The sequence below is a fragment of the Caenispirillum salinarum AK4 genome, from assembly GCF_000315795.1.
In the GTDB taxonomy this organism is placed as follows: Bacteria; Pseudomonadota; Alphaproteobacteria; order Rhodospirillales; family Rhodospirillaceae; genus Caenispirillum; species Caenispirillum salinarum.
On the sequence record NZ_ANHY01000002.1, the window covers coordinates 40,556 to 59,091 of the forward strand.

Annotated in this window: 19 protein-coding genes and 1 tRNA gene; 16 read left to right on the top strand and 4 right to left on the bottom strand. The window is 71.3% G+C overall.

Translation table 11 applies throughout. The annotated features are described in order from the left end of the window. Nucleotides 1-53 precede the first annotated feature (53 nt). The 5 genes from C882_RS00325 to C882_RS00345 all read left to right on the top strand — a co-directional run bounded on the left by C882_RS00325 (nt 54) and on the right by C882_RS00345 (nt 3,840). A complete protein-coding gene (locus tag C882_RS00325; RefSeq protein ID WP_009538520.1) occupies nt 54-986 on the top strand; it encodes a LysR substrate-binding domain-containing protein in 933 nt (310 codons plus the stop codon). Nucleotides 987-1,045: 59 nt separating this feature from the next. Beyond that, nucleotides 1,046-1,669, top strand: coding sequence for a glutathione S-transferase family protein (locus tag C882_RS00330; protein ID WP_043642728.1), 624 nt, complete (start codon nt 1,046-1,048; stop codon nt 1,667-1,669). After that, nucleotides 1,666-2,184, top strand: a complete 519-nt coding sequence (locus C882_RS00335) for a YbaK/EbsC family protein (protein WP_009538522.1) — start codon at nt 1,666-1,668, stop codon at nt 2,182-2,184. Before C882_RS00330 ends, C882_RS00335 begins: the two co-directional genes overlap by 4 nt. A gap of 68 nt (nt 2,185-2,252) precedes the next feature. Then, nucleotides 2,253-2,344 (top strand) — tRNA-Ser (locus C882_RS00340). Between the two features lie 110 nt (nt 2,345-2,454). Next, nucleotides 2,455-3,840, top strand: coding sequence for an Lcl C-terminal domain-containing protein (locus tag C882_RS00345; RefSeq protein ID WP_043642730.1), 1,386 nt, complete (start codon nt 2,455-2,457; stop codon nt 3,838-3,840). A gap of 88 nt (nt 3,841-3,928) precedes the next feature. On the opposite strand, the gene C882_RS25720 is transcribed toward C882_RS00345, so the two are convergent. Next, nucleotides 3,929-4,993 (bottom strand): hypothetical protein, encoded by a 1,065-nt coding sequence (locus C882_RS25720; RefSeq protein WP_009538525.1) that lies wholly within the window; start codon nt 4,991-4,993, stop codon nt 3,929-3,931. A 170-nt stretch (nt 4,994-5,163) separates the two neighbouring features. On the opposite strand from C882_RS25720, the gene C882_RS00355 reads away from it, so the two are divergent. From C882_RS00355 to C882_RS00385, 7 genes are all read left to right on the top strand, one after another. After that, complete coding sequence (locus C882_RS00355) at nt 5,164-5,709, top strand: RNA polymerase sigma factor (RefSeq protein WP_083875621.1); 546 nt, start codon at nt 5,164-5,166, stop codon at nt 5,707-5,709. Further along, entirely contained in the window at nt 5,706-6,338 is a 633-nt protein-coding gene (locus C882_RS22720; RefSeq protein ID WP_009538527.1) for a zf-HC2 domain-containing protein, read from the top strand. Before C882_RS00355 ends, C882_RS22720 begins: the two co-directional genes overlap by 4 nt. Before the next feature lie 38 nt (nt 6,339-6,376). Then, nucleotides 6,377-7,294, top strand: coding sequence for a hypothetical protein (locus C882_RS22725; RefSeq protein ID WP_009538528.1), 918 nt, complete (start codon nt 6,377-6,379; stop codon nt 7,292-7,294). A 93-nt stretch (nt 7,295-7,387) separates the two neighbouring features. Further along, on the top strand, nt 7,388-7,735 hold the full coding sequence (locus C882_RS00370; protein WP_009538529.1) for a hypothetical protein: 348 nt from the start codon (nt 7,388-7,390) through the stop codon (nt 7,733-7,735). Between the two features lie 192 nt (nt 7,736-7,927). Continuing rightward, nucleotides 7,928-8,950 carry a methyltransferase gene (locus tag C882_RS00375; protein WP_009538530.1) on the top strand — a complete coding sequence of 341 codons (1,023 nt, stop codon included), beginning with the start codon at nt 7,928-7,930 and terminating at the stop codon, nt 8,948-8,950. A 9-nt stretch (nt 8,951-8,959) separates the two neighbouring features. Next, the gene (locus tag C882_RS00380) at nt 8,960-9,400 is read left to right on the top strand and encodes an acyl-CoA thioesterase (protein WP_009538531.1); all 441 of its coding nucleotides are present in this window, start codon (nt 8,960-8,962) and stop codon (nt 9,398-9,400) included. 141 nt (nt 9,401-9,541) lie between these two features. Then, complete coding sequence (locus C882_RS00385) at nt 9,542-11,644, top strand: 3-hydroxyacyl-CoA dehydrogenase NAD-binding domain-containing protein (RefSeq protein ID WP_009538532.1); 2,103 nt, start codon at nt 9,542-9,544, stop codon at nt 11,642-11,644. Between the two features lie 9 nt (nt 11,645-11,653). Here the strand turns inward: C882_RS00385 and C882_RS00390 are convergent, their stop codons facing one another. Beyond that, the gene (locus tag C882_RS00390; RefSeq protein WP_009538533.1) at nt 11,654-12,088 is read right to left on the bottom strand and encodes an acyl-CoA thioesterase; all 435 of its coding nucleotides are present in this window, start codon (nt 12,086-12,088) and stop codon (nt 11,654-11,656) included. Nucleotides 12,089-12,258: 170 nt separating this feature from the next. On the opposite strand from C882_RS00390, the gene C882_RS00395 reads away from it, so the two are divergent. Together C882_RS00395 and C882_RS00400 are read left to right on the top strand one after the other, a co-directional pair. Then, nucleotides 12,259-13,809 carry a hybrid sensor histidine kinase/response regulator gene (locus tag C882_RS00395; RefSeq protein WP_009538534.1) on the top strand — a complete coding sequence of 517 codons (1,551 nt, stop codon included), beginning with the start codon at nt 12,259-12,261 and terminating at the stop codon, nt 13,807-13,809. 78 nt (nt 13,810-13,887) lie between these two features. Further along, nucleotides 13,888-14,556, top strand: a complete 669-nt coding sequence (locus C882_RS00400; RefSeq protein ID WP_043642840.1) for a glutathione S-transferase family protein — start codon at nt 13,888-13,890, stop codon at nt 14,554-14,556. A 152-nt stretch (nt 14,557-14,708) separates the two neighbouring features. On the opposite strand, the gene C882_RS00405 is transcribed toward C882_RS00400, so the two are convergent. After that, a complete protein-coding gene (locus tag C882_RS00405; protein ID WP_009538536.1) occupies nt 14,709-15,422 on the bottom strand; it encodes an alpha/beta hydrolase in 714 nt (237 codons plus the stop codon). A 114-nt stretch (nt 15,423-15,536) separates the two neighbouring features. Here C882_RS00405 and C882_RS00410 point away from each other — a divergent pair, with 114 nt between their 5' ends. Both C882_RS00410 and C882_RS00415 read left to right on the top strand, forming a co-directional pair. Then, on the top strand, nt 15,537-15,947 hold the full coding sequence (locus C882_RS00410) for a nuclear transport factor 2 family protein (protein ID WP_009538537.1): 411 nt from the start codon (nt 15,537-15,539) through the stop codon (nt 15,945-15,947). A 26-nt stretch (nt 15,948-15,973) separates the two neighbouring features. After that, nucleotides 15,974-17,314, top strand: coding sequence for a PDZ domain-containing protein (locus tag C882_RS00415; protein WP_009538538.1), 1,341 nt, complete (start codon nt 15,974-15,976; stop codon nt 17,312-17,314). A gap of 73 nt (nt 17,315-17,387) precedes the next feature. Here the strand turns inward: C882_RS00415 and C882_RS00420 are convergent, their stop codons facing one another. Then, nucleotides 17,388-18,488, bottom strand: coding sequence for a sn-glycerol-3-phosphate import ATP-binding protein UgpC (locus C882_RS00420; RefSeq protein ID WP_009538539.1), 1,101 nt, complete (start codon nt 18,486-18,488; stop codon nt 17,388-17,390). Nucleotides 18,489-18,536 lie beyond the last annotated feature (48 nt).

The window sequence follows — 18,536 nt, forward strand, 5'->3', positions numbered from 1 at the left end:
GCGCCAATTGATACAAAAGGTATAATTGATCGATTTTCCCGAAGAAGGCCCACATGAAGACCCTCCCCACCCTGCGCCAGCTCCGCTACCTGGTGTCCGTCGCCGACCATCTCCACTTCGGCCGGGCGGCGGAGAGCTGCGCCGTCACCCAGTCCACCCTGTCGGCCGGCATCCAGGAGCTTGAGGCCCTCTTGCGCGTGCAGCTGCTGGAGCGCCGCACCAAGCGCCAGGTTGTGGTCACGCCGCTGGGCGAGGAGATCGTCGCCCGCGCCCGCCGCCTGCTGGCCGATGCCGAGGCGCTGATGGACAGCGCCGCCGCCGCGGCCGAGCCGCTGAGCGGGCCGCTGCGCCTGGGCGTCATCCCCACCATCGGCCCCTATGTGCTGCCCCAGGCCCTGCCGGCGGTACGCGAGGCCTATCCCGATCTCAAGCTGTTCCTGCGCGAGGACCAGACGGCGCGGCTTCTGGACCTGCTGGCCGAGGGGCGGCTGGATGTTGCGCTGCTGGCGTTGCCCTACGACGTGGGTGAAATGCGCACCCTGGCGCTGTGGGACGAGGACGTGGTGGTCGCCGCGCCGGCCGGCCACGCCTTCGCGGCGCTGGACCGCGTGCCCGAGGACGCGCTGGCGGCCGAGGAAGTATTGATGCTGGAGGACGGCCACTGCCTGCGGGAGCACAGCCTGCAGGCGTGCGCGCTCACCCGCCGCCCGGCCGGCAACGAGAGCTTCCAGGCGACCAGCCTCAACACCCTGGTGCAGATGGTCGCAAACGGCCTGGGGGTGACGCTGCTGCCGCGCTCCGCCGTGCCCGTGGAAGCCGGAGCGGCGCGCGGCGTGATCGTGCGCGACCTGACCGTCTCGCGCCCTGCGCGGACGGTGGCGCTGGTCTGGCGCCCGGCGGCGGCGCGGCAACGCGACGTGGCGCTGCTCGGCCGGCTTCTGCAGGACCATGCGCCGGACGGGGCGGTGCTCCACCAGCGGCGTTGACCGCGGGCGGGTCCTTGGGCACGCTCGACGGCAACCGTTCATTGCCGGGGCAGCGCACCATGATCGACCTCTACACCTGGAAGACACCCAACGGCCGCAAGGTTTCCGTCCTGCTGGAGGAACTGGACCTGCGCTACACCGTGCACCCGGTGGACATCTCCGCCGGCGCCCAGCACCAGGCCGCCTTCCGCGCCATCAGCCCCAACGGCAAGATCCCCGCCATCGTCGACACCGAGGGCCCCAACGGCCGGCCGCACAGCGTGTTCGAATCGGGCGCCATCCTGATCTACCTGGCCGAGAAAGCCGGCAGCCCCTTGTGGCCGTCCGATCCGGTGGAGCGCTCCACGACGCTGCAATGGCTGATGTTCCAGATGGGCGGCGTCGGCCCCATGCTCGGCCAGGCGTTCCACTTCCGCCACGCCGCGCCGGAGCCCGTGCCCTATGCGCAGAAGCGCTACGACGCCGAGGCGCGGCGGCTGCTGTCGGTCATGGACACGCGGCTGGCCGACACCGATTACCTGGCGGGCGGCGACTACACCATTGCCGACATCGCCACCTATCCCTGGATCGCCCCGCACGAGCGCCTCGGCCTGGACCTGGACGAGTGGCCCAACGTGGCCCGCTGGTTCGACGAGATCAGCGAGCGTCCGGCGGTCAAGCGCGGCATGCAGGTGCCGGTATGAGCCCCGCGGGCACCGCCGGCGGGGCATCGGACTCGGGTATCGACAGCCCGGCGGTGCGCCGGGTGCGGGCGGCGCTGGCGGACCTGGGTGCCCCGCACGAGGTGGTGGCGCTGTCGGCCTCGGCCCGCACGGCGGCGGAAGCGGCGGAGTCCCTGGGTGTCCCGCTGGGGGCCATCGTCAAGTCGCTGGTGTTCCTGGCGGGCGGAGAGCCGGTCATGGCCCTGGTGGCCGGCGACCGCCGCTGCGTGCCCGAGGCCCTGCCCGAGGTTTTGGGCATGGCCGGCCCGGTGGAAAAGGCCGATGCCGAGGCCGTGCGCGCGGCAACGGGGTTCACCATCGGCGGCGTGGCGCCGGTGGCCCATGCGACGGTGCTGCCCATCGCCATCGACGCGAGCCTGGGGCGCTTCGAGGCGGTCTACGCGGCGGCAGGGCATCCCTACTGCGTCTTCCGCACCTCGCTGGACGAACTGAGACGCATGACGCCGGGCGTGGTCAGCGAAGCAATTTCAGCCTGAGGGTGAGGCGCTGAAGTCGTTGGTTGACAATGCATGAGGCGGTTCATTATAAGAGCGGCCTCACACGCGGACAGGTGGGTGAGTGGCTTAAACCAGCGGTTTGCTAAACCGTCGTCGGAGGAAACTCCGACCGGGGGTTCGAATCCCCCCCTGTCCGCCACTTCCTTCCCCCTCATTATCCCATCATTGCGTCGCCCCGCCGTCAGGCGTGGTGCGGTGCCGCGAATCCCCCTACTCTTTGTCGGTCTTGCCGTGGGGAGGGAGAACGCGATGCAGGAAACGTATGTGCGCCGGGCCCTGGCCGCCCTGGCGGTGGCCCTTCTGTGCGCGTCCGGCGGCGCGTTCGCTCAGGGCCCCGGCTCGGCGCGGAACGGACCGCCGCCCCAGGCGGTGAGCGCCTGTTCAGGGCTGGCGTCCGGTGCGGCGTGCGGCTTTCAGGCGCCGCGCGGGCACGTGTCCGGCACCTGCCATGCCGGACACGGGCGGCCGCTCGCCTGCCGGCCCGCCGGGCAGAGGGGCGTGTCGCCGGGCGCCGGGGCGCAAGGCGGGGCGATGCCGCCGAAGCGCGGATACACGCCCGCCGCAGCGCCTTTTGCGGAGGCCGTCGCCCTGTCCAACCGGCTGACGGACACCGGCCAGCACACCTGTTTCACCGACACCGCCGCCACGGACTGCACCCGCGCCGCCGCCGCCGGGTTCCCCGGCCAGGACGGTTGGTACGCCTCCCGGACCCAGACGTTCGAGGATCGCGGAGACGGAACGGTTTTCGATCCTGCCACCGGTCTTCTCTGGCAGCAGGGGCACAACGCCCGGCGCCTGAGCTTCGGCGATGCCACCGCCGCCTGCGCGGCCCTGCGGCTGGGCGGGCGCGCGGACTGGCGACTGCCGTCGATACGCGAGCTTTACAGCATCACCCACTGGCAGGGCGTGACGGGGCAGAGGCCGTTCGTGGCGCCGGCGTTCGCCATCGCCGCGCCCGATGCCACGGTGCTGGAGGGGGACCGGTTCGCCGCCACGCATGCGCCGGAGATGATGGGGCAGACCTGGTCGGCCACGGTCTATGCCGGCGACCACTATGGCCGCCCCGGGATAAAGGGCGTGTTCTTCTTCAATTTCCTCGACGGGCGCATCAAGCAGGCCCCGCGCGACGGCCGCAACGGCCTGTTCTGGCGCTGCGTGGCCGGACCCGCGTGGGGTGTCAACGCCTTTACCGACCGGGGCGACGGCAGCGTGCACGACGGCCTGACGGGTCTGACCTGGCAGCAGGTCGACGACGGCCGCCCTCGGACCTGGGGCGAGGCCCTGCGCCATTGCGACGGACTGACACACGGCGGGTTCGACGACTGGCGCCTGCCCAACGTGAAGGAACTGCAGAGCATCGTGGACTACAGCCGCCCGGCGCCCGCCGTCGATCCGGTCTTCCGGCAGGCCGATCCGCGGGCGTGGTTCTGGTCGTCGACCACCTTCGGCGATGATCCGGCAGAGGCGCTTTACGTCTGCTTCGGCCCCTGCACCTCGGCCGAGGGCGTGGACGTGCACGGCGCCGGTGCCCAGCGATCCGATCCCAAGGCCGGGGCCCGGCCGGGGCAGGGCGGGCGCGGCGGTCAGAACGACGAAATGCGCGGTCGCAACCACGTCCGCTGCGTGCGCGGCTGAAGTCGGGCAAAGCAGAAGCCGGCCCGGGATGGTCCCGGGCCGGCTTCCTTGGTCCGACGTGCGGCGGTGTGACCCCCGGCGACCCGCGTTACTGCGTGGTCGCCTCCGCTTCGCCGTCGGTTTCGTCATCGACGCCATCGTCGATCCCGTCGTCGGCCCCGTCATCGACGCCATCGTCGACCCCGTCGTCGACGCCATCATTGACGCCGTCATCGACGCCATCGTCGACCCCGTCATCGATGCCATCATCGACCCCGTCGTCGACCCCGTCGTCGACGCCATCGTCGACCCCGTCATCGATCCCGTCATCGACACCATCATCGACGCCATCGTCGGCGTCGTCTTCTGCCGCTTCGCGGGCGGCGGCGATGCCCACGGCCGAATTGGCCGCCGCGCGTTCCTTGGCGACGGCGGACGCGTTGGCGGCGCCGGCGATGCCCTGCTCGGACGGACCGCCGGCCCAGCCGCCTTCAAGCGCCTCTTCCTCTTCGGCCGGTGACAGGGCGGGGCCCAGATTGCCGATGGCCGCGTCGAGGGAGCCGGGTCCCTGGGCGGGACCATTCGGACCGCCGCGCCCCCGCTCGCCGCCGCCGCGGGTCGCGTCGTCGGGCGTGCCTTCGGGCGCCTGGCCTTGTGCGGCACCGGCCGCGAAGCCGGGAGCATTGCCCGGACCGGCCGCACCCGCCTGGCCGGGCGCGTTATCGCGGCCGAGCCCGCCACCCTGACCGGGCGCGTCACCGCCGCGTCCGGGAGCATTGCCGCTGTTGCCCGGGCTGTCGGCGGCCGGGCCGCCGCCACCGGGGCTGCCTCCGCCGGGACCACCGCCACCGGGACCGCCGCCCCCGCCGGGACCTCCCCCACCGGGGCCGCCGCCACCGGGACCACCGCCGCCGGGGCCGCCGCCGCCGGGGCCACCGCCACCGGGGCCGCCGCCACCGGGGCCGCCGCCGCCACCGGGACCACCGCCGTTACCGCCACCATTGCCGCCGCCGGCGCCGCCGCTGTTGCCCTGGGCGGACGCCGTGTTGGGTCCGGCCGCCAGGCCGTCGTCGCTCAGGTCCAGAGCCACGGGCGTCATCACCAGCGCCAGCGCCGTCGCGCCCAGAAGCGCGAGGCGGCGGGGACGGCGGCGGGCTCTGCTCTCCATCGACATGGTCATCCCTCCATGCGTTATCGTATCGTTCGCGGGGACAACGGCGGCGGCCGGACGGATATTCCCACGTCTCTTTAGAAAAAATTTCTACCTTCCGGCGGAATAGTGTTCCTGGTGCCCGCGTTGTCGAATGGCTGTGCACGGTGTTGAAGGATGGAGAGGACGATCGCGTGAGCGCGCACGTAGCGCAAGGACTGACCGAACTGCTTCCTCGGTTGCGGCGGTTCGCGCGCGGGCTGACGGGCAGCGCCACTGATGCGGACGACCTGGTCCAGGCCGCCTGCGAGCGGGCGTTGCGTGCCTCGGACCAGTATACGGAAGGCACGCGGCTGGACAGCTGGCTCTACCGCATCGTCCAGACCACGTGGATCGACATGGCGCGCGGTGCCCGCCGCCGCGCCGCCCACCTGGACAGCCTGCCGGCCGAGCATATGGCTACCGCCGCACCGGATGCCCCGGCGGCGCTGACCCTGGGCGCGGTGCGGCGCGCCGTTGCCGCCCTGCCAGAAGATCAGCGCGTTCTGGTCATGCTGGTGTGCGTCGAGGGCCAGACCTATCGGCAGGCGGCAGAGGTTCTGGACCTGCCCATCGGCACGGTCATGAGCCGCCTTTCGCGCGGCCGCGCGACCCTGCGCCGCCTGATCGAAGGCGAGGCGCCGGGTGACGACACGGGTACGGCGGAGGCTCTTCGCCGAAGCAAGGAGACGGTGGGATGACAAGCCGTTTGGACGATACCCTGCTGATGGCTTACGTGGACGGCGAACTCGACGCCGACGAGGCCGCCCGCGTCGAGCGCCTGCTTGCCTCCGACGCGCAGGCGCGGGAGACGGTGCGCTCGCTGACGCAGTTGAACGGAATGCTGTCCGCCGCCTACGCCGATGCCCTGCGCGAGCCGGTTCACCAGGCGACGGCGCAGCGGGTGGCCGCTGCGGCCCGCACGGGGCCGGCGCCTGGCTGGCGCGGCGCCCGCCGTGCGGCCGTCGCTGCCGCCGTGCCGGCGCTGGTCGCCCTTGGTGCGGGGCTTGCGGTCCTCTGGCAGATGCCGGACGCGGCCGGTCCGGGCACCGTGGCACCCGGCGGCGGCGCCCTGGCGGCAGTGCTGGAGGAAAAGCGTCAGCAGGCCCTGGAGACCCATCTGAGCGGCGATCCGCTCCACTGGACGGCGGCCGGGGGCGGCGGTCGGATCACGCCGCTCAAGACCTACCGGGCCGAGGGCGGGTACTGCCGCGAGTACCGCGAGACCGTGTCCACCACCCAGGGACCGCGCACCACCATCGGCCTCGCGTGCCGCCAGGATGGTGCCTGGCGCGTGCGGTATGAATTGAAGATGGGCAGCGAGACGTAAGCGTTGAACGACGAGCAGGGGGAGCAATGAGAGTTCGCATGCGCCACGGCCTTGTGTCGGCCGTGATTGCCATAGTGTTGACCGGCTGCGCGGGCACTGGCCTTCTGGGCGGCGGCGCGCCGGCCGATCCCGGTCCGCCGCTGCCGCCCGCCGAGTTGCCGCCGTATGCAGAGGGCGATGCCTTCCAGTTCGACAACGGCGTCACCCACCATGTGGACGGCCAACGCGACGGCCTCGTGGCGTGGGGCATCGGCGACAGCTACGACTATCTCGCCGATCCCGACTTCACCCGGCCCCGGCTGTCGTGGCGTTGGGTGCAGGAAGACAAGAACACGACCACCAGCGGCGATGCCGAGCTGGTGTCGCAGACCGGCAGCCTGTGGCCGCTGCGGGTGGGCAACAGCGCCGACTACGTCTACCGCTTCGTCTCGCGCAACGAGACGGCGGGCACCGTCGGCGATCCCTACCTCATCCGCTACACCTGCCGGGTTCCGAACACCGCGCGGGTCGAGGTGCCGGAGGGCGCCTACGACAGCTATCGCGTCGTCTGCGACCAGTACTGGCGCCAGCGCCACTGGCAGACGGAAACCTGGCATTACGCGCCGGCCGTCGGCCATGTGGTGCGCCACGAGGTGCGGCAGTGGTTGGGCACCAACTGGCGCACCCTGGAGTTGACAGCCGCCGGGCCGGCGCCGTCCTTCCTGCCCGCCGACCAGCGGGCCCGTCTGGCGGAGGCGGTGCAGGCGGCGCTGGAATCCAGTCGCAGCGGGGATCCTCTGGCCATGGAAGCCGGGCCGTTGCGAATCCAGGTGACGCCGACGGCAACGTGGAAGACCGATGCCGGCGTCTTCTGCCGGCGCTACGAGCAGACGCTGACCGCGCGCGGGCGCACCAGCACTCAGCAGGGCATGGCCTGCCGCACGGGCGACGGGGTCTGGACCTCGCCGGGGACCTGAACGCCCGGGGGCGCAAACCGTTGTCGGGGTAACGGCCGGCGCAATTGCTTCAACATTGAAGCAACCGGCCACCCCTGACACGGAGGAAACGCCATGCGCACCCGCTTCAAGACCGCCGCCCTTGCCGCGTCCGCCGCCGCCATGCTGGCCGCCGCACCCGCGATGGCCACCGGCGACATGGACAAGCAGTCCGCCGACGCCGAGATCAAGGTGCCCGAACAGAGCGCCGCCACCGACGAGGAAAAGGACGCCCTGGCCCACCGCGCCGCCGACGAGAACGGCGCCAGCCCCGCGGACCCGGCCCTGTCGAAGAACGTCGACCAGAACGACGACGGCGACCTCATCGCCACCGGCGAGGACGAGCCCGAGGGCGGCTATGACGGCTCCGTCTCCGAAAACGTCGACCAGGACGGCGACGGGAACCTCATCGTCGAGGACTGAGGCCGTCCGGCCCGTCAACCGAGCCGCAAGGCGCCGGCATGGCCGCAGGGTCGCGCCGGCGCCTTTTGCATGTGGCGGAGCGGGTACGATGAAAGTTCCCAGGTTTTACCGCTAATCGCTGAAGTTTCAAGGTATGAAATGCCGCTCCTGTCGGTTCTTATGGAACAAGAACCAACATGGAGGCAGATCACGATGAAACCTTTGGGCAATGTCGAACGCATTTCGGGCATCGCATTCGGATTCATGGCATCCAAGGCGCTGTTCTCGGCGCTGCACATCGGTGTCTTCGACCAGCTTGCCGAGGGACCGAAGACGGTCGGCGAACTGGCAGAGGCCACCGGCGCCACCGAGCATGCGCTGGAGACCCTGCTGACCGGGCTTGTGTCGCTGGAGCTTGTCCAGCCCACCAGCGACGGCAAGGCATACAAGAACGCCGAGGACACCAACACCTTCCTGGTGTCGACCTCGCGCCACTACTACGGTGACTATCTGCGCTACCAGATCGATCAGCAGATGTACCCGTTCATGGACAACCTGGGGCACGCCATCAAGGGCGACACCGACAAGATCGAGTTCGACACCTACGAAACCTGGATGGCCGACAAGGAGCAGGCGGAAATCTTTTCGCGCTCCCAGCACGGCGGGTCGCTTGGTCCGGGTGCCGTGGTCGCCAAGAGCTGGGACCTGTCGGACGCCCGCACCCTGCTCGACGTGGGCGGCGGCACCGGTGCGTTCTCGATCATGATGTGCAAGCGCTACCCGGAGTTGAAGGCCACCGTGCTGGACTTCCCCAACGTGGTCGCGCTGGCCGAGGAATACATCGCCGAGGCGGACATGTCCGACCGCATCGACGTCATCGGCGGCAACGGGCTGACCAGCCAGTGGCCCGCCGAGCGCGACGTGGTGCTCATGTCCTACCTGTTCTCGGGCGTGCCGGCCGACGGGCTGGAGACGCTGGTGAAGAACACCTGGGCCGCCCTGAAGCCCGGCGGCCGGGTCATCATCCACGACTTCATGGTGGACGACGACCGCACCGGCCCGCCGCTGGCTGCCATGTGGGCGCTGCAGCACATGGTGTTCACGCCGCGCGCCGCCTCGCTGACGCCGGGCCGGGTGATGGAGTTGCTGAAGGCGCAGGGCTTCGGCGACATGGAGGAAAAGCCCCTCATTCCCGGGCTGACCCGCGTCGTTTCCGCCGTCAAGCCGCAGGCCTGAGGCGGCGGCATGGCGCGCGAGGATTACCGCTTCTGCCACCCCTTCCGGGTGCGCTACTCCGAGGTCGACCGCCAGAACGTGGCCTACAACAGCCACTACCTGACCTGGTTCGACGTGGCGATCTGGGAATACGTCAAGGCGTTGCCCTTCGACCTGTCGGCCTATGTGGAGTCGTCGGGCAACGACCTGCACACGGTCAAGGCACTGGTGGAGTTCCGAAAGTCGGCGGAGTTCGACCAGGACATCGAGGCCTGCGTGCGGGTGGGGCGCATCGGCCGCTCCAGCCTGACCTTCACCTGCGAACTGCACGCCGCCGGCGCCGACGAACTGCTGGCGACAGGCGAAGTGGTGTGGGTCAACACCGACCAGACGGCTCACAAGTCCACGGCCCTGCCCGAGGACCTGATCGCCCGCATCCGCGCCTTCGAAAAGACGGCCCCGGAGGGGTGAGCGGCGGCCCATGCGGTTGCGAGGGGGCGTCCCGGCTGCGGGGCGCCCCTTTTCGTTGATGGGCCTGCCCCCGCTTTGCAACCGGGACCCTGCGTCTTACGTGGAACGGAGACCGACGGAACGGAGCGGGAGGAACAATCCATGAGCGGGACGGCGTCCTTTGAGCGGCACGGCGACGTGGGCGTGGTGCATCTGGCAGCACCCGCCGGCACGGGTCTGACCGCGCGGCTGCGGGCGGACCTGGCGCGCCGGCTGGAGGAGGCCGAGAGCGACGGCCGCGTGCGCATCGTCGTCCTGCTGGCCGAGGGCGGGGCACTCGCCGCCGAGCCCGGGTGCGGGCCGGCGGCCGAAGAGGGCGAACCGTCCGACGCGCCCGACGCCCGCGCGCTCGCCGCCCGGGTTGAAACCGCCCACAAGCCGGTCGTCGCCGCCCTCGACGGTGCCGCCCTGGACGAGGGGCTGGAGCTTTTGCTGGCGGCGCGGGTGCGGCTCGCCGCCCGCCGCTCGCGCCTGGGATTACCCGAGGCGGGGCTGGGCCTCGTGCCCGGTGCCGGCGGCACGCAGCGCCTGCCGCGGCTGGTGGGCACGGGGGCGGCGCTGGACCTCATGGCCAGCGGCGCCGTCATCGAGGCCAGGGTGGCCGAGACGCTGGGCCTCATCGACGGCGTGGAGAAGGAGCCGCTGATCGGATCGGCCGTTTCCGCCGCCCGGCGCCTGGTCGACAGCCTGCCGCCGCGCGTCCGCGACCGTCAGGCCGGCGGCGATGCCGATGCCGTGCGCCGTGACGTGGAGCGCCTGTCTGAAACGGGCCTCCCCGACGCCGTGCTCGAGCGCCTGGGCGAAGCGGTGGAAGCCGCCGCGACCCGGTCCTTCGACGATGGCATGGCGGTGGAGGGAGAGCTTGCCGCCGCCGCCCGCGCCGAGCCGGCGGTGCGCGCCCGCCGCTATCTGGCCCGCGTCCGCCGCGACTGCCGCACCGCGCCGGAACTGACAGCGGCGGAAGGCTGGCCGCTGGGCTCCGTCGCCGTCGTCGGGGCCGGCGTCATGGGGGCGGACATCGCCATCCTTTGTGCCGAGCACGACGTGCCGGTCATTATGCTCGACCGCGACCCGCTGGCGGTCTCACGCGGGCTGGGACGTGCCAACGACCACTTCACCCGCCGCGTCGAGGCCGGCGCCATGGACGAGGCGGACGCCATCCACCGCAACGCGCTGATCCAGCACTCCACCAAGCTGCGGGAGATCGCCCTGGCCTCGTTGGTGATCGAGGCGGTGACCGAAGACGCATCGGTCAAGGAGGCGGTCTTCCGTGACCTGGGCGAACGCTGCCGGCCGCGGTCCGTGCTGGCGACCAACACCGCCGCGCTGGACGTGGACCGCTTCGCCGCCGCCGCCAGTTGCCCGCCGCAGGTGCTGGGAATGCACGTCGTCAGTCCCGTGCTGGAGCGTCAGGTGGTGGAGATCGCCGCCGGACGGGAGACGGATCCCGCCGCCGTGCGCACCGCCGCCGCTTTCGTCGAGCGGGTGGGCCGGGTGCCGGTGCCTGTCGCCAACCGGCCGGGTTTCGTCGGCACGCGCATCCTGGAGGCCTACCTGCGCGAGGCCTGGCTGCTGGCGGAGGAAGGCGTGTCGCCGGCCGCCGTCGACGACGCGCTCGAGCGCGAGGGGTTCGCCGAGGGGCCGTTCCGCCTGAACGACCGCATCGGCGTCGACGGCGGCTGGCGCCTGCGCGACCATCCGGAGGGCTCGGACGACGACCGCCTGCCGCGCGCCTCGCGCCTGCCCGAGCGCATGGCCGCCCATGGCCGCGCCGGGCTGGCCCGGGGTGCCGGCTGGTACCGCTGGCGCGGCATCGGCCCCGATGCCGAGGCGTTCGAGGACGACGGCTGGCTGCACGATGCCGCCGACGACGCCCGCGCCCGCGGCGTTTCCCGCCGCGAGGTCCCGGTGGCCGAGGCCCGGGAGCGGCTGTTGCTCATGCTGGTCAACCAGGCCTTCGTGGTGCTCGACAAGGGCCACGCCTTTCGCCCCGGCGACGTGGACGTGGTGGCGGTGGACGCCACCGGCTTCCCCGAAGTCTGGGGTGGCCCCTTCTTCTGGGCGCAGGAGCAGGGGCTGCCGACGCTGGTCGAGCGCCTTCAGGCCCTGGAGCAGGCGAACGGCCCGCGCTTTCACCCGGCGCCCCTGCTGGTGCGGCTGGCCGACAAGGGCATGGCGCCGGCGGACGCGGCGGGCATGGCATGAGGCGCGGGATCACCGCCCGCCCGAAGGCTCCGACTCGACGGAGATGCGCTTCAGGGCGGCGTGCAGGGGCTCGGGAAGGCCGATGGGGCGGTTGCTTTCGCGGTCGACGTAGACGTGGATGAAGTGCCCCTCGGCGCGCGCCTCCTCGTCGCCCTCGACGAACAGGCCGATCTCGTAGCGCACCGACGACCGGCCGATGCGCGCGACCCGCAGGCCGGCGATCACGGTGTCGGGGAAGGCAATGGGCCGGAAGTAGCGGCATTGCGTTTCAACAACCAGACCGATAACCGGGCTGTCTTGAATGTCCAGGACGCCCTGCTCGATCAGGTAGCGGTTCACGACGGTGTCGAAATAGCTGTAATAGACGACGTTGTTGACGTGTCCGTACACGTCGTTGTCCATCCAGCGCGTCGGAATGGTCAGGTGGTGCCGATACCCCGCCATGCGGCCTATGTCTTCCGTCCCCATCGGATAATCCTTCGTTCCCTGGTAAGGTCGTTAAAGAAAAAGTGGCGGGTCCTTTGGCTTGATGAAGGACTCAGGACCCGACCCTTGTTGCTTCGCCGCTCGCCGACTGACCGGCCGCGCCGGGCCGGCGACTGAAGGAGGATTAGGTGCCCTCGGTGACAATCGACGACGGTCTGACACGCTCCATCCTGGAGATGGCGCCCAACGGAATCTACGAGATCGACGTCCGCGGCACCATCCTCTTCAGCAACCCGGCCCACCACCGCCTGCTGGGGTATGAGCCCGGCAGCCTGGTCGGGCGCAGCATTCTCGACCTCGTGCCCGAGGCCGACGCCGCACGCCTGCGCCGCGACCTGGACTTCCTGCGGCGCGAGAAGCCCAAGCCGGAGCCCTACCTCAACCGCAGCTTCACCCGCGACGGCGGCGAGATCATGGTGGAGGTCCACTGGACGTACAAGACCGCCGCGGACGGGACGGTGACCGGATTCATCGCCATCCTCAACGACGTGACAGACCGTATCGAGGCCGAGGCCCTGCGCGAGAAGGCTCGCCGCGCCGCCGAGGAGGCCGCGGCGGCGCGCTCGCGCTTCCTGGCGACGGCCAGCCACGACCTGCGGCAGCCGCTGCAGGCGCTGTCGCTGTTCGTCAGCCGGCTGGAACGGCGGGGCATGGAGCCGGCGGCGCGCGAGATCGTCGGCGACATCCGCGACAGCGTCGGCACGCTGTCGTCGCTGCTGGACTCCCTGCTGGACATGAGCCGGTTCGACGCCGGCATGACCCGCACCACCATTGAGGCCGTGCCGCTGGCGCCGTTGTTCCGCGGCATCGCCCGCGACTTCGCCCCGGTGGCCGAGCGCAAGGGCCTGCGCCTGCGCCTGCGTCCACCGCCCGAGGGGCTGGCGGTGCGCAGCGATGCGCGGCTTCTGCAGCGGGTCGTCGGCAATCTGGTGAGCAACGCCATCACCTATACGCAGACCGGCGGTGTGCTTCTGTGCGCCCGCCGGCGCGGGGCATCGGTCCGGGTCGAGGTCTGGGACACGGGCCTTGGCATCGATCCCGATCATCTCGACCGGGTGTTTCACGAGTTCTACCAGATCGACGGCGCGGCCGGCGATCAGGGCGGCGGACTGGGCCTGGGGCTTGCGATCGTCGACCGGGCGGCGCGCGCGCTGGGCCATGCGGTCGACGCGCGCTCGCGTCCCGGCCGGGGGTCGATGTTCGCCATCACCGCGCCCGGCGTGCCGGTGCGGGCCGCCGCACCCGGCGCCGCGCTGTTGGCGGGTGCGGACGGACAGCCGGCGGGCGAGGCGCTGCTGACGCCACTGAACGCCGCGGTGGCGGTGGTGGAGAACGATCCGGCCGTGCGCCGCGCGCTGGTGACCCTTCTGGAGGAATGGCGGTGCCGGGTGGTGGCCGCTGCCGGCGACGGGCACAGCCTGCTCCGCGCCCTGGCCGAGGCACGGGGGGTGCCGGACGTCATCGTCGCCGACCTGCGGCTTCCGGGCGGCATGGACGGCATGGAGGCCGTCGCCGCCGTCCGCGCCGAACTGGGCGAAAGCGTTCCCGCCCTTATCGTCACCGGCGACACCGATCCCACCCGCCTGCGCGGTGCGGCGGGCCAGGGGGTTCCCATCCTGCACAAGCCGGTCTCGGTGCCCGACCTGCACGCCGCCCTGTCCCAGATCATCGGCGGCTAACGGCGCTGGCGTTCGCCGCCGCACCGTGTACGCTGTGGGCTCAGAGCCTGGACACGGAAAAGGATGATGGGGCGCGCCATGAGCATGACGCTGGTGATCGGCAACAAGAACTATTCCTCGTGGTCCCTGCGGCCGTGGCTGGTGCTCAAGGCCAAGGGCCTGGCGTTCGACGAGGAACTGCTGCCCCTGTTCACGCCCGAATTCCGCGCCCGCCTGGCAGAGATCACGCCGGCCGGCCGCGTGCCCGTGCTGCTGGACGGGGCCATCACGGTCTGGGACAGCCTGGCGATCATCGAATACCTGAACGACCGCCACGACGCCGCCCGCGTCTGGCCGGCGGAAACGGCGGCCCGCGCACAGGCACGCTGCATCGCCGCCGAGATGCATTCCGGCTTCACCGCCCTGCGCGGGGCGATGCCCATGAACTGTCGCAAGGACCTGCGCGGGCGTGTGAAGATGACCGACGCGCTGAAGGCCGACATCGACCGCATCGCCGCCATCTGGCGCGACACCCGGGCCGAGCACGGTGCCGGCGGCCCGTTCCTGTTCGGCGGCTTCACGGCTGCCGACGCCATGTTCGCGCCGGTCGCCAGCCGCTTCCGCACCTATGGCGTGGACCTGGACGCGGCCGGGGCGGAGTACATGGACGCCATCCTCTCCATGCCGGAGATGAAGGAGTGGTACGCCGCCGCCGAGGCCGAGCCCTGGGTGGTGAACGAGGACGAACTGCCCGACGAGCGCGCCTGACGGCGCCTCGGCATCCAGAGCAGTCTGCGCCTTTGACGGGGTCGCGTCAGAACTGCGTTCAAGCGCCTCGCAGGCTCACGCGCCTGTGCGGCACAGGGTCGCGCTCCCGACCCTGCGCCGCCCTTGTCCATCATCGCTGACCGAAAGGTCTCCTACCCCGCCGCCTTCGTGTGGCTGTCGAGGAAGGCCCGGCCCATGGCGGCGCCGTCCTCGTCGATGCCGTGGGGCAGGTTGGGGCGGCGGTGGGTTTCCACCGGCACGCCGACCACGCGCAGAGCCTCCTGCGCGGCGTCCATGGCCTGCGGCGGAACCACCTCGTCCGCCGTGCCGTGGATCAGCATCACCGGCGGCTGCGCCTTGATCTCGTCGCCCAGCCGGTCGGGCCCCAGCAGCGCGCCGGAATAGCCCAGGATGGCGGCCGGCGCCCGGTCGGTGGCGCGGCGCAGGCCGACGTGCAGGGCCATCATGGTGCCCTGCGAGAAGCCGGCCAGCACCAGTTTGTCTGGCGTCAGGCCGTAGTGCTCCAGCAGGCCGTCGAGATAGGCGTCCAGCGTCGGAGCGGCCTTTTCCGCGCCCAGGAACATCTGCTCCAGCGCCGGCCCCAGCGTGCTGGGGTCGCGGCGCAGCATGTCGGGATCATAGGCCCGCAGCGAGAACCACTGGCGGCCCATGGGCGCCATCTCGCAGGGCTCGGGCGCGTGCGGGCTGTGGAAGGCGGCGTCCGGCATGGCCTGCCCGAAGAACGGCGCCAGTCCGATCAGGTCGTTGCCGTCGGCGCCGTAGCCGTGCAGGAACACGACGACGCGGCGGGCGGGGGCGCCGTTGGCGGGCGCGTGCGAGGGACCGGACAGGGTCGCGGCGGTCATGACGGGCTTAGCTCCTTCTTCCAATTCGCAGGTTGTTCCGGCCGGCGGAGTGGGCCACAGTGAACCCCCGGCCGTGAGATAACGCGTTGGCCCCGCGCACCATATAAGAGCTTCATGCCCGAGACGACAGCCGCCCTGTTTGCCGTGGAGGCTTTCTACAGCGCCTTCGCCGCCCGCGACTTTTCCGCCATGCGCGACATGTGGGCCAGCGAGGGGCCGCTCACCTGCATCCATCCCGGCGCACCGCCGCTGACGGAGCGCGACGAGGTGCTGGAAAGCTGGGAGGCCATCCTCGCCAACCCCGAAACGCCGGACGTGCAATGCCTGTCGCCCGAGATCGTGCTTTACGGCGACACCGCCGTCTCCACATGCCTGGAGGACGTGGGCGGCGAGCTTCTGGCAGCCACCAACGTGCTGGTGCGCGAAGGTCCCGTATGGAAGCTGGTCCACCACCAGGCGGGGCCGCTGACGGTGGCGCCGGACTTCGAGCCCGAGCCCGCCGGCGGCGAAGGCCCCATCAACTGAGCTTGATGTGCGAGGGAGGGAGGGCGATGACCCGGCGTCTGCGAACGGCGATCGTCGTGCTGGCCGCGCTGGTCCTGGCAGCCGGTGGCCCCGCCCGCGCCGTGGAGGACCCGCCGCCCTTCGGGTTCGTGGGTGCCGAGGTGCAGCCCGTGGCCCTGGCGGAGGCGCAGGCGCTGGGCATGGAGGCGCCGCGCGGGGTCTTCGTGCGTGACCTGGTGCCCTGGGGCCCGGCGTATCGTGCGGGTTTGCGCCGCGGCGACGTGCTGCTGGACTACGCCGGGGTCTCCATCACCGGCCTTCAACACCTGGTCTCGCTGGTCCAGGGCAGCCGGCCCGAGGACGCCGTGCCGATCGCCCGCCGCCGGCTGGGGCAGGAGCAGAGCCTGTCGCTGACCCTCATCGACTATCCGCCCGGCTGGTCTGTGCGCACCGAGGCCACCGCCGTCCTGCCGCGCCTGGGCCTGACGCTCGCCGCCCTGACGCCCAGGATGCGCGAGCGCGCGGGCATCCGCTGGGGCTCGACCGGCCTGCTGGTGACCGAGGTGGAGCCCGAAAGCCCCGCCGCCGTCCTCGGCCTGGAAGCGGGCGAGCTTGTGGTGGCCGCCGACCGCGAACGCCTGATCGACCCGGCGGCGGCGGAGTTCGCCTTGGCCGAGGCGGACGTCCTGCTGGTGGAGGGGCGCCGCGGCTTCCGCCTTGTGGTCCTGGATGCCGGGGCCGAGCCCCTGCCGCCACCGGTCATGGCCGCCGGCGTGTCCTGGCAGGCGGTGCCGGGGCTGGGACTGGTGGTGCTGGACGTCGCCCACCGCACGCCCGGCGCGGCGGCGGGCCTGGCGGCCGGCGACCTGGTCACCGCCATCGAAGGGGCCGATGGGCTGCCCGACGCCGACACGGCGCTCGCGCTGGCCATCACGCCCGCGCGTCTGTCGGTGGAGGGGCTGGACGATGCCGCGCCGCGCATGGTCGCCCTGTCTCCCCAGCCGTCGCTGAACCTTGCCGAGGCGGTGGCGCTGATCGAACCCCTGGGCGCGGCGGTGGCAAGCCTGACGCCGCCCATGCGCGACAGCTTCACCCTGCGCCCGAGTACGCGGGGCGTGGTGGTGACCTCTGCCGTACCCGGCGGCCGCGCGGCCGAGGCGGGCCTTCGGCCGGGGCTGGTGATCGTCGCCGTCAACCAGCGCTTCGTCGAACGCCCCGGGGACGTGTCCGAGGAGCTTTCGGCGGCAATGGCCCAGAGCGCGGCCGAGGCGGTGCTGCTGATCGAGGGCGCGCAGGGCTTCCGCATCGTGGGCCTGCCGCTCAAGGACAAGGCGCCCGTGGCCCCGACTCCCAACCTGCTGCAGTGGCAGGGGGAGCCGGCGGAGTAGGGGGCCGGCGGCATGGCCGGCTCCTTTCATCTCACGGCAGCAATTTGCCCGTCCGTTGGTCCGGGCCGACCGCTCAAATCCCCTCCAGCCGCCGTCCCGTCTCGCGGTCGAACAGGTGCAGGTGGTCGTGGTCGACCACGGCCGTCACCGTGCCGCCCTCCGTCACGGTTCGGGTGCCGCGCAGGCGCATCGAGACCGGCAGGGCGGTGTTCTCGATGCGGCCGTGGAGGATGATGTCGGCGCCCAGCGGCTCCACCAGTTCGGCCAGCATGGACAGCGGCGTGCCGCCGTTGCCCACGTCCTCGGGGTGCAGGTGTTCGGGGCGGATGCCGAAGGTGACGGGTCGGTTGGCGTGGGCGGGCAGGGGCATGGGCAGGGGGATTGCCGGGCCGTCGCCGCTCTCGCCCAGCGCCACCGAGGCGCCGTCGGCCGCCACCACCGCCGGGATCAGGTTCATGGCCGGGCTGCCGATGAAGCCGGCGACGAAGACCGACGCCGGTTGCGCGTAAACCTCCAGCGGCGCCCCCACCTGTTCGGCGTGGCCGCCGTTCATCACCACAAGCCGGTCGGCCATGGTCATGGCCTCCACCTGGTCGTGGGTGACGTAGATGGACGTGGTGCCCAGGTCCTTTTGCAGGCGGCGGATTTCCAGGCGCATCTGCACGCGCAACTTGGCGTCCAGGTTGGACAGGGGCTCGTCGAACAGGAACACCGACGGCTCGCGCACGATGGCCCGGCCCATGGCGACGCGCTGGCGCTGGCCGCCCGACAGCTGTCGGGGGCGGCGCTCCAGCATGGGGCCGAGTTCGAGAATCCGGGCGGCATCCTGGACGCGGCGGTCGATCTCGTCCTTGGGGCGGCGCTGGTTGCGCAGGCCGTAGGCCATGTTGTCGTAGACGCTCATGTGCGGATAGAGCGCGTAGTTCTGGAATACCATGGCGATGTCGCGCTTGGCGGGCTCCAGCCGGTTGACCACGCGGTCGCCGATGGAAATCTCGCCGGACGACACTTCCTCCAGGCCCGCGACCATGCGCAGCAGCGTGGACTTGCCGCAGCCCGAGGGGCCGACGAGGACGATGAACTCGCCGTCCTTGATGGCGAGGTCGATGCCGTGGATGGCCTTGTAGCCGTTGGGGTAGGTCTTCTCGACCCGCTGGAACGCGACGGTGGCCATGACGCGGGGCCTTTCTCTCACTCTTGTCGTTGATCTTGGGCGGCTGGG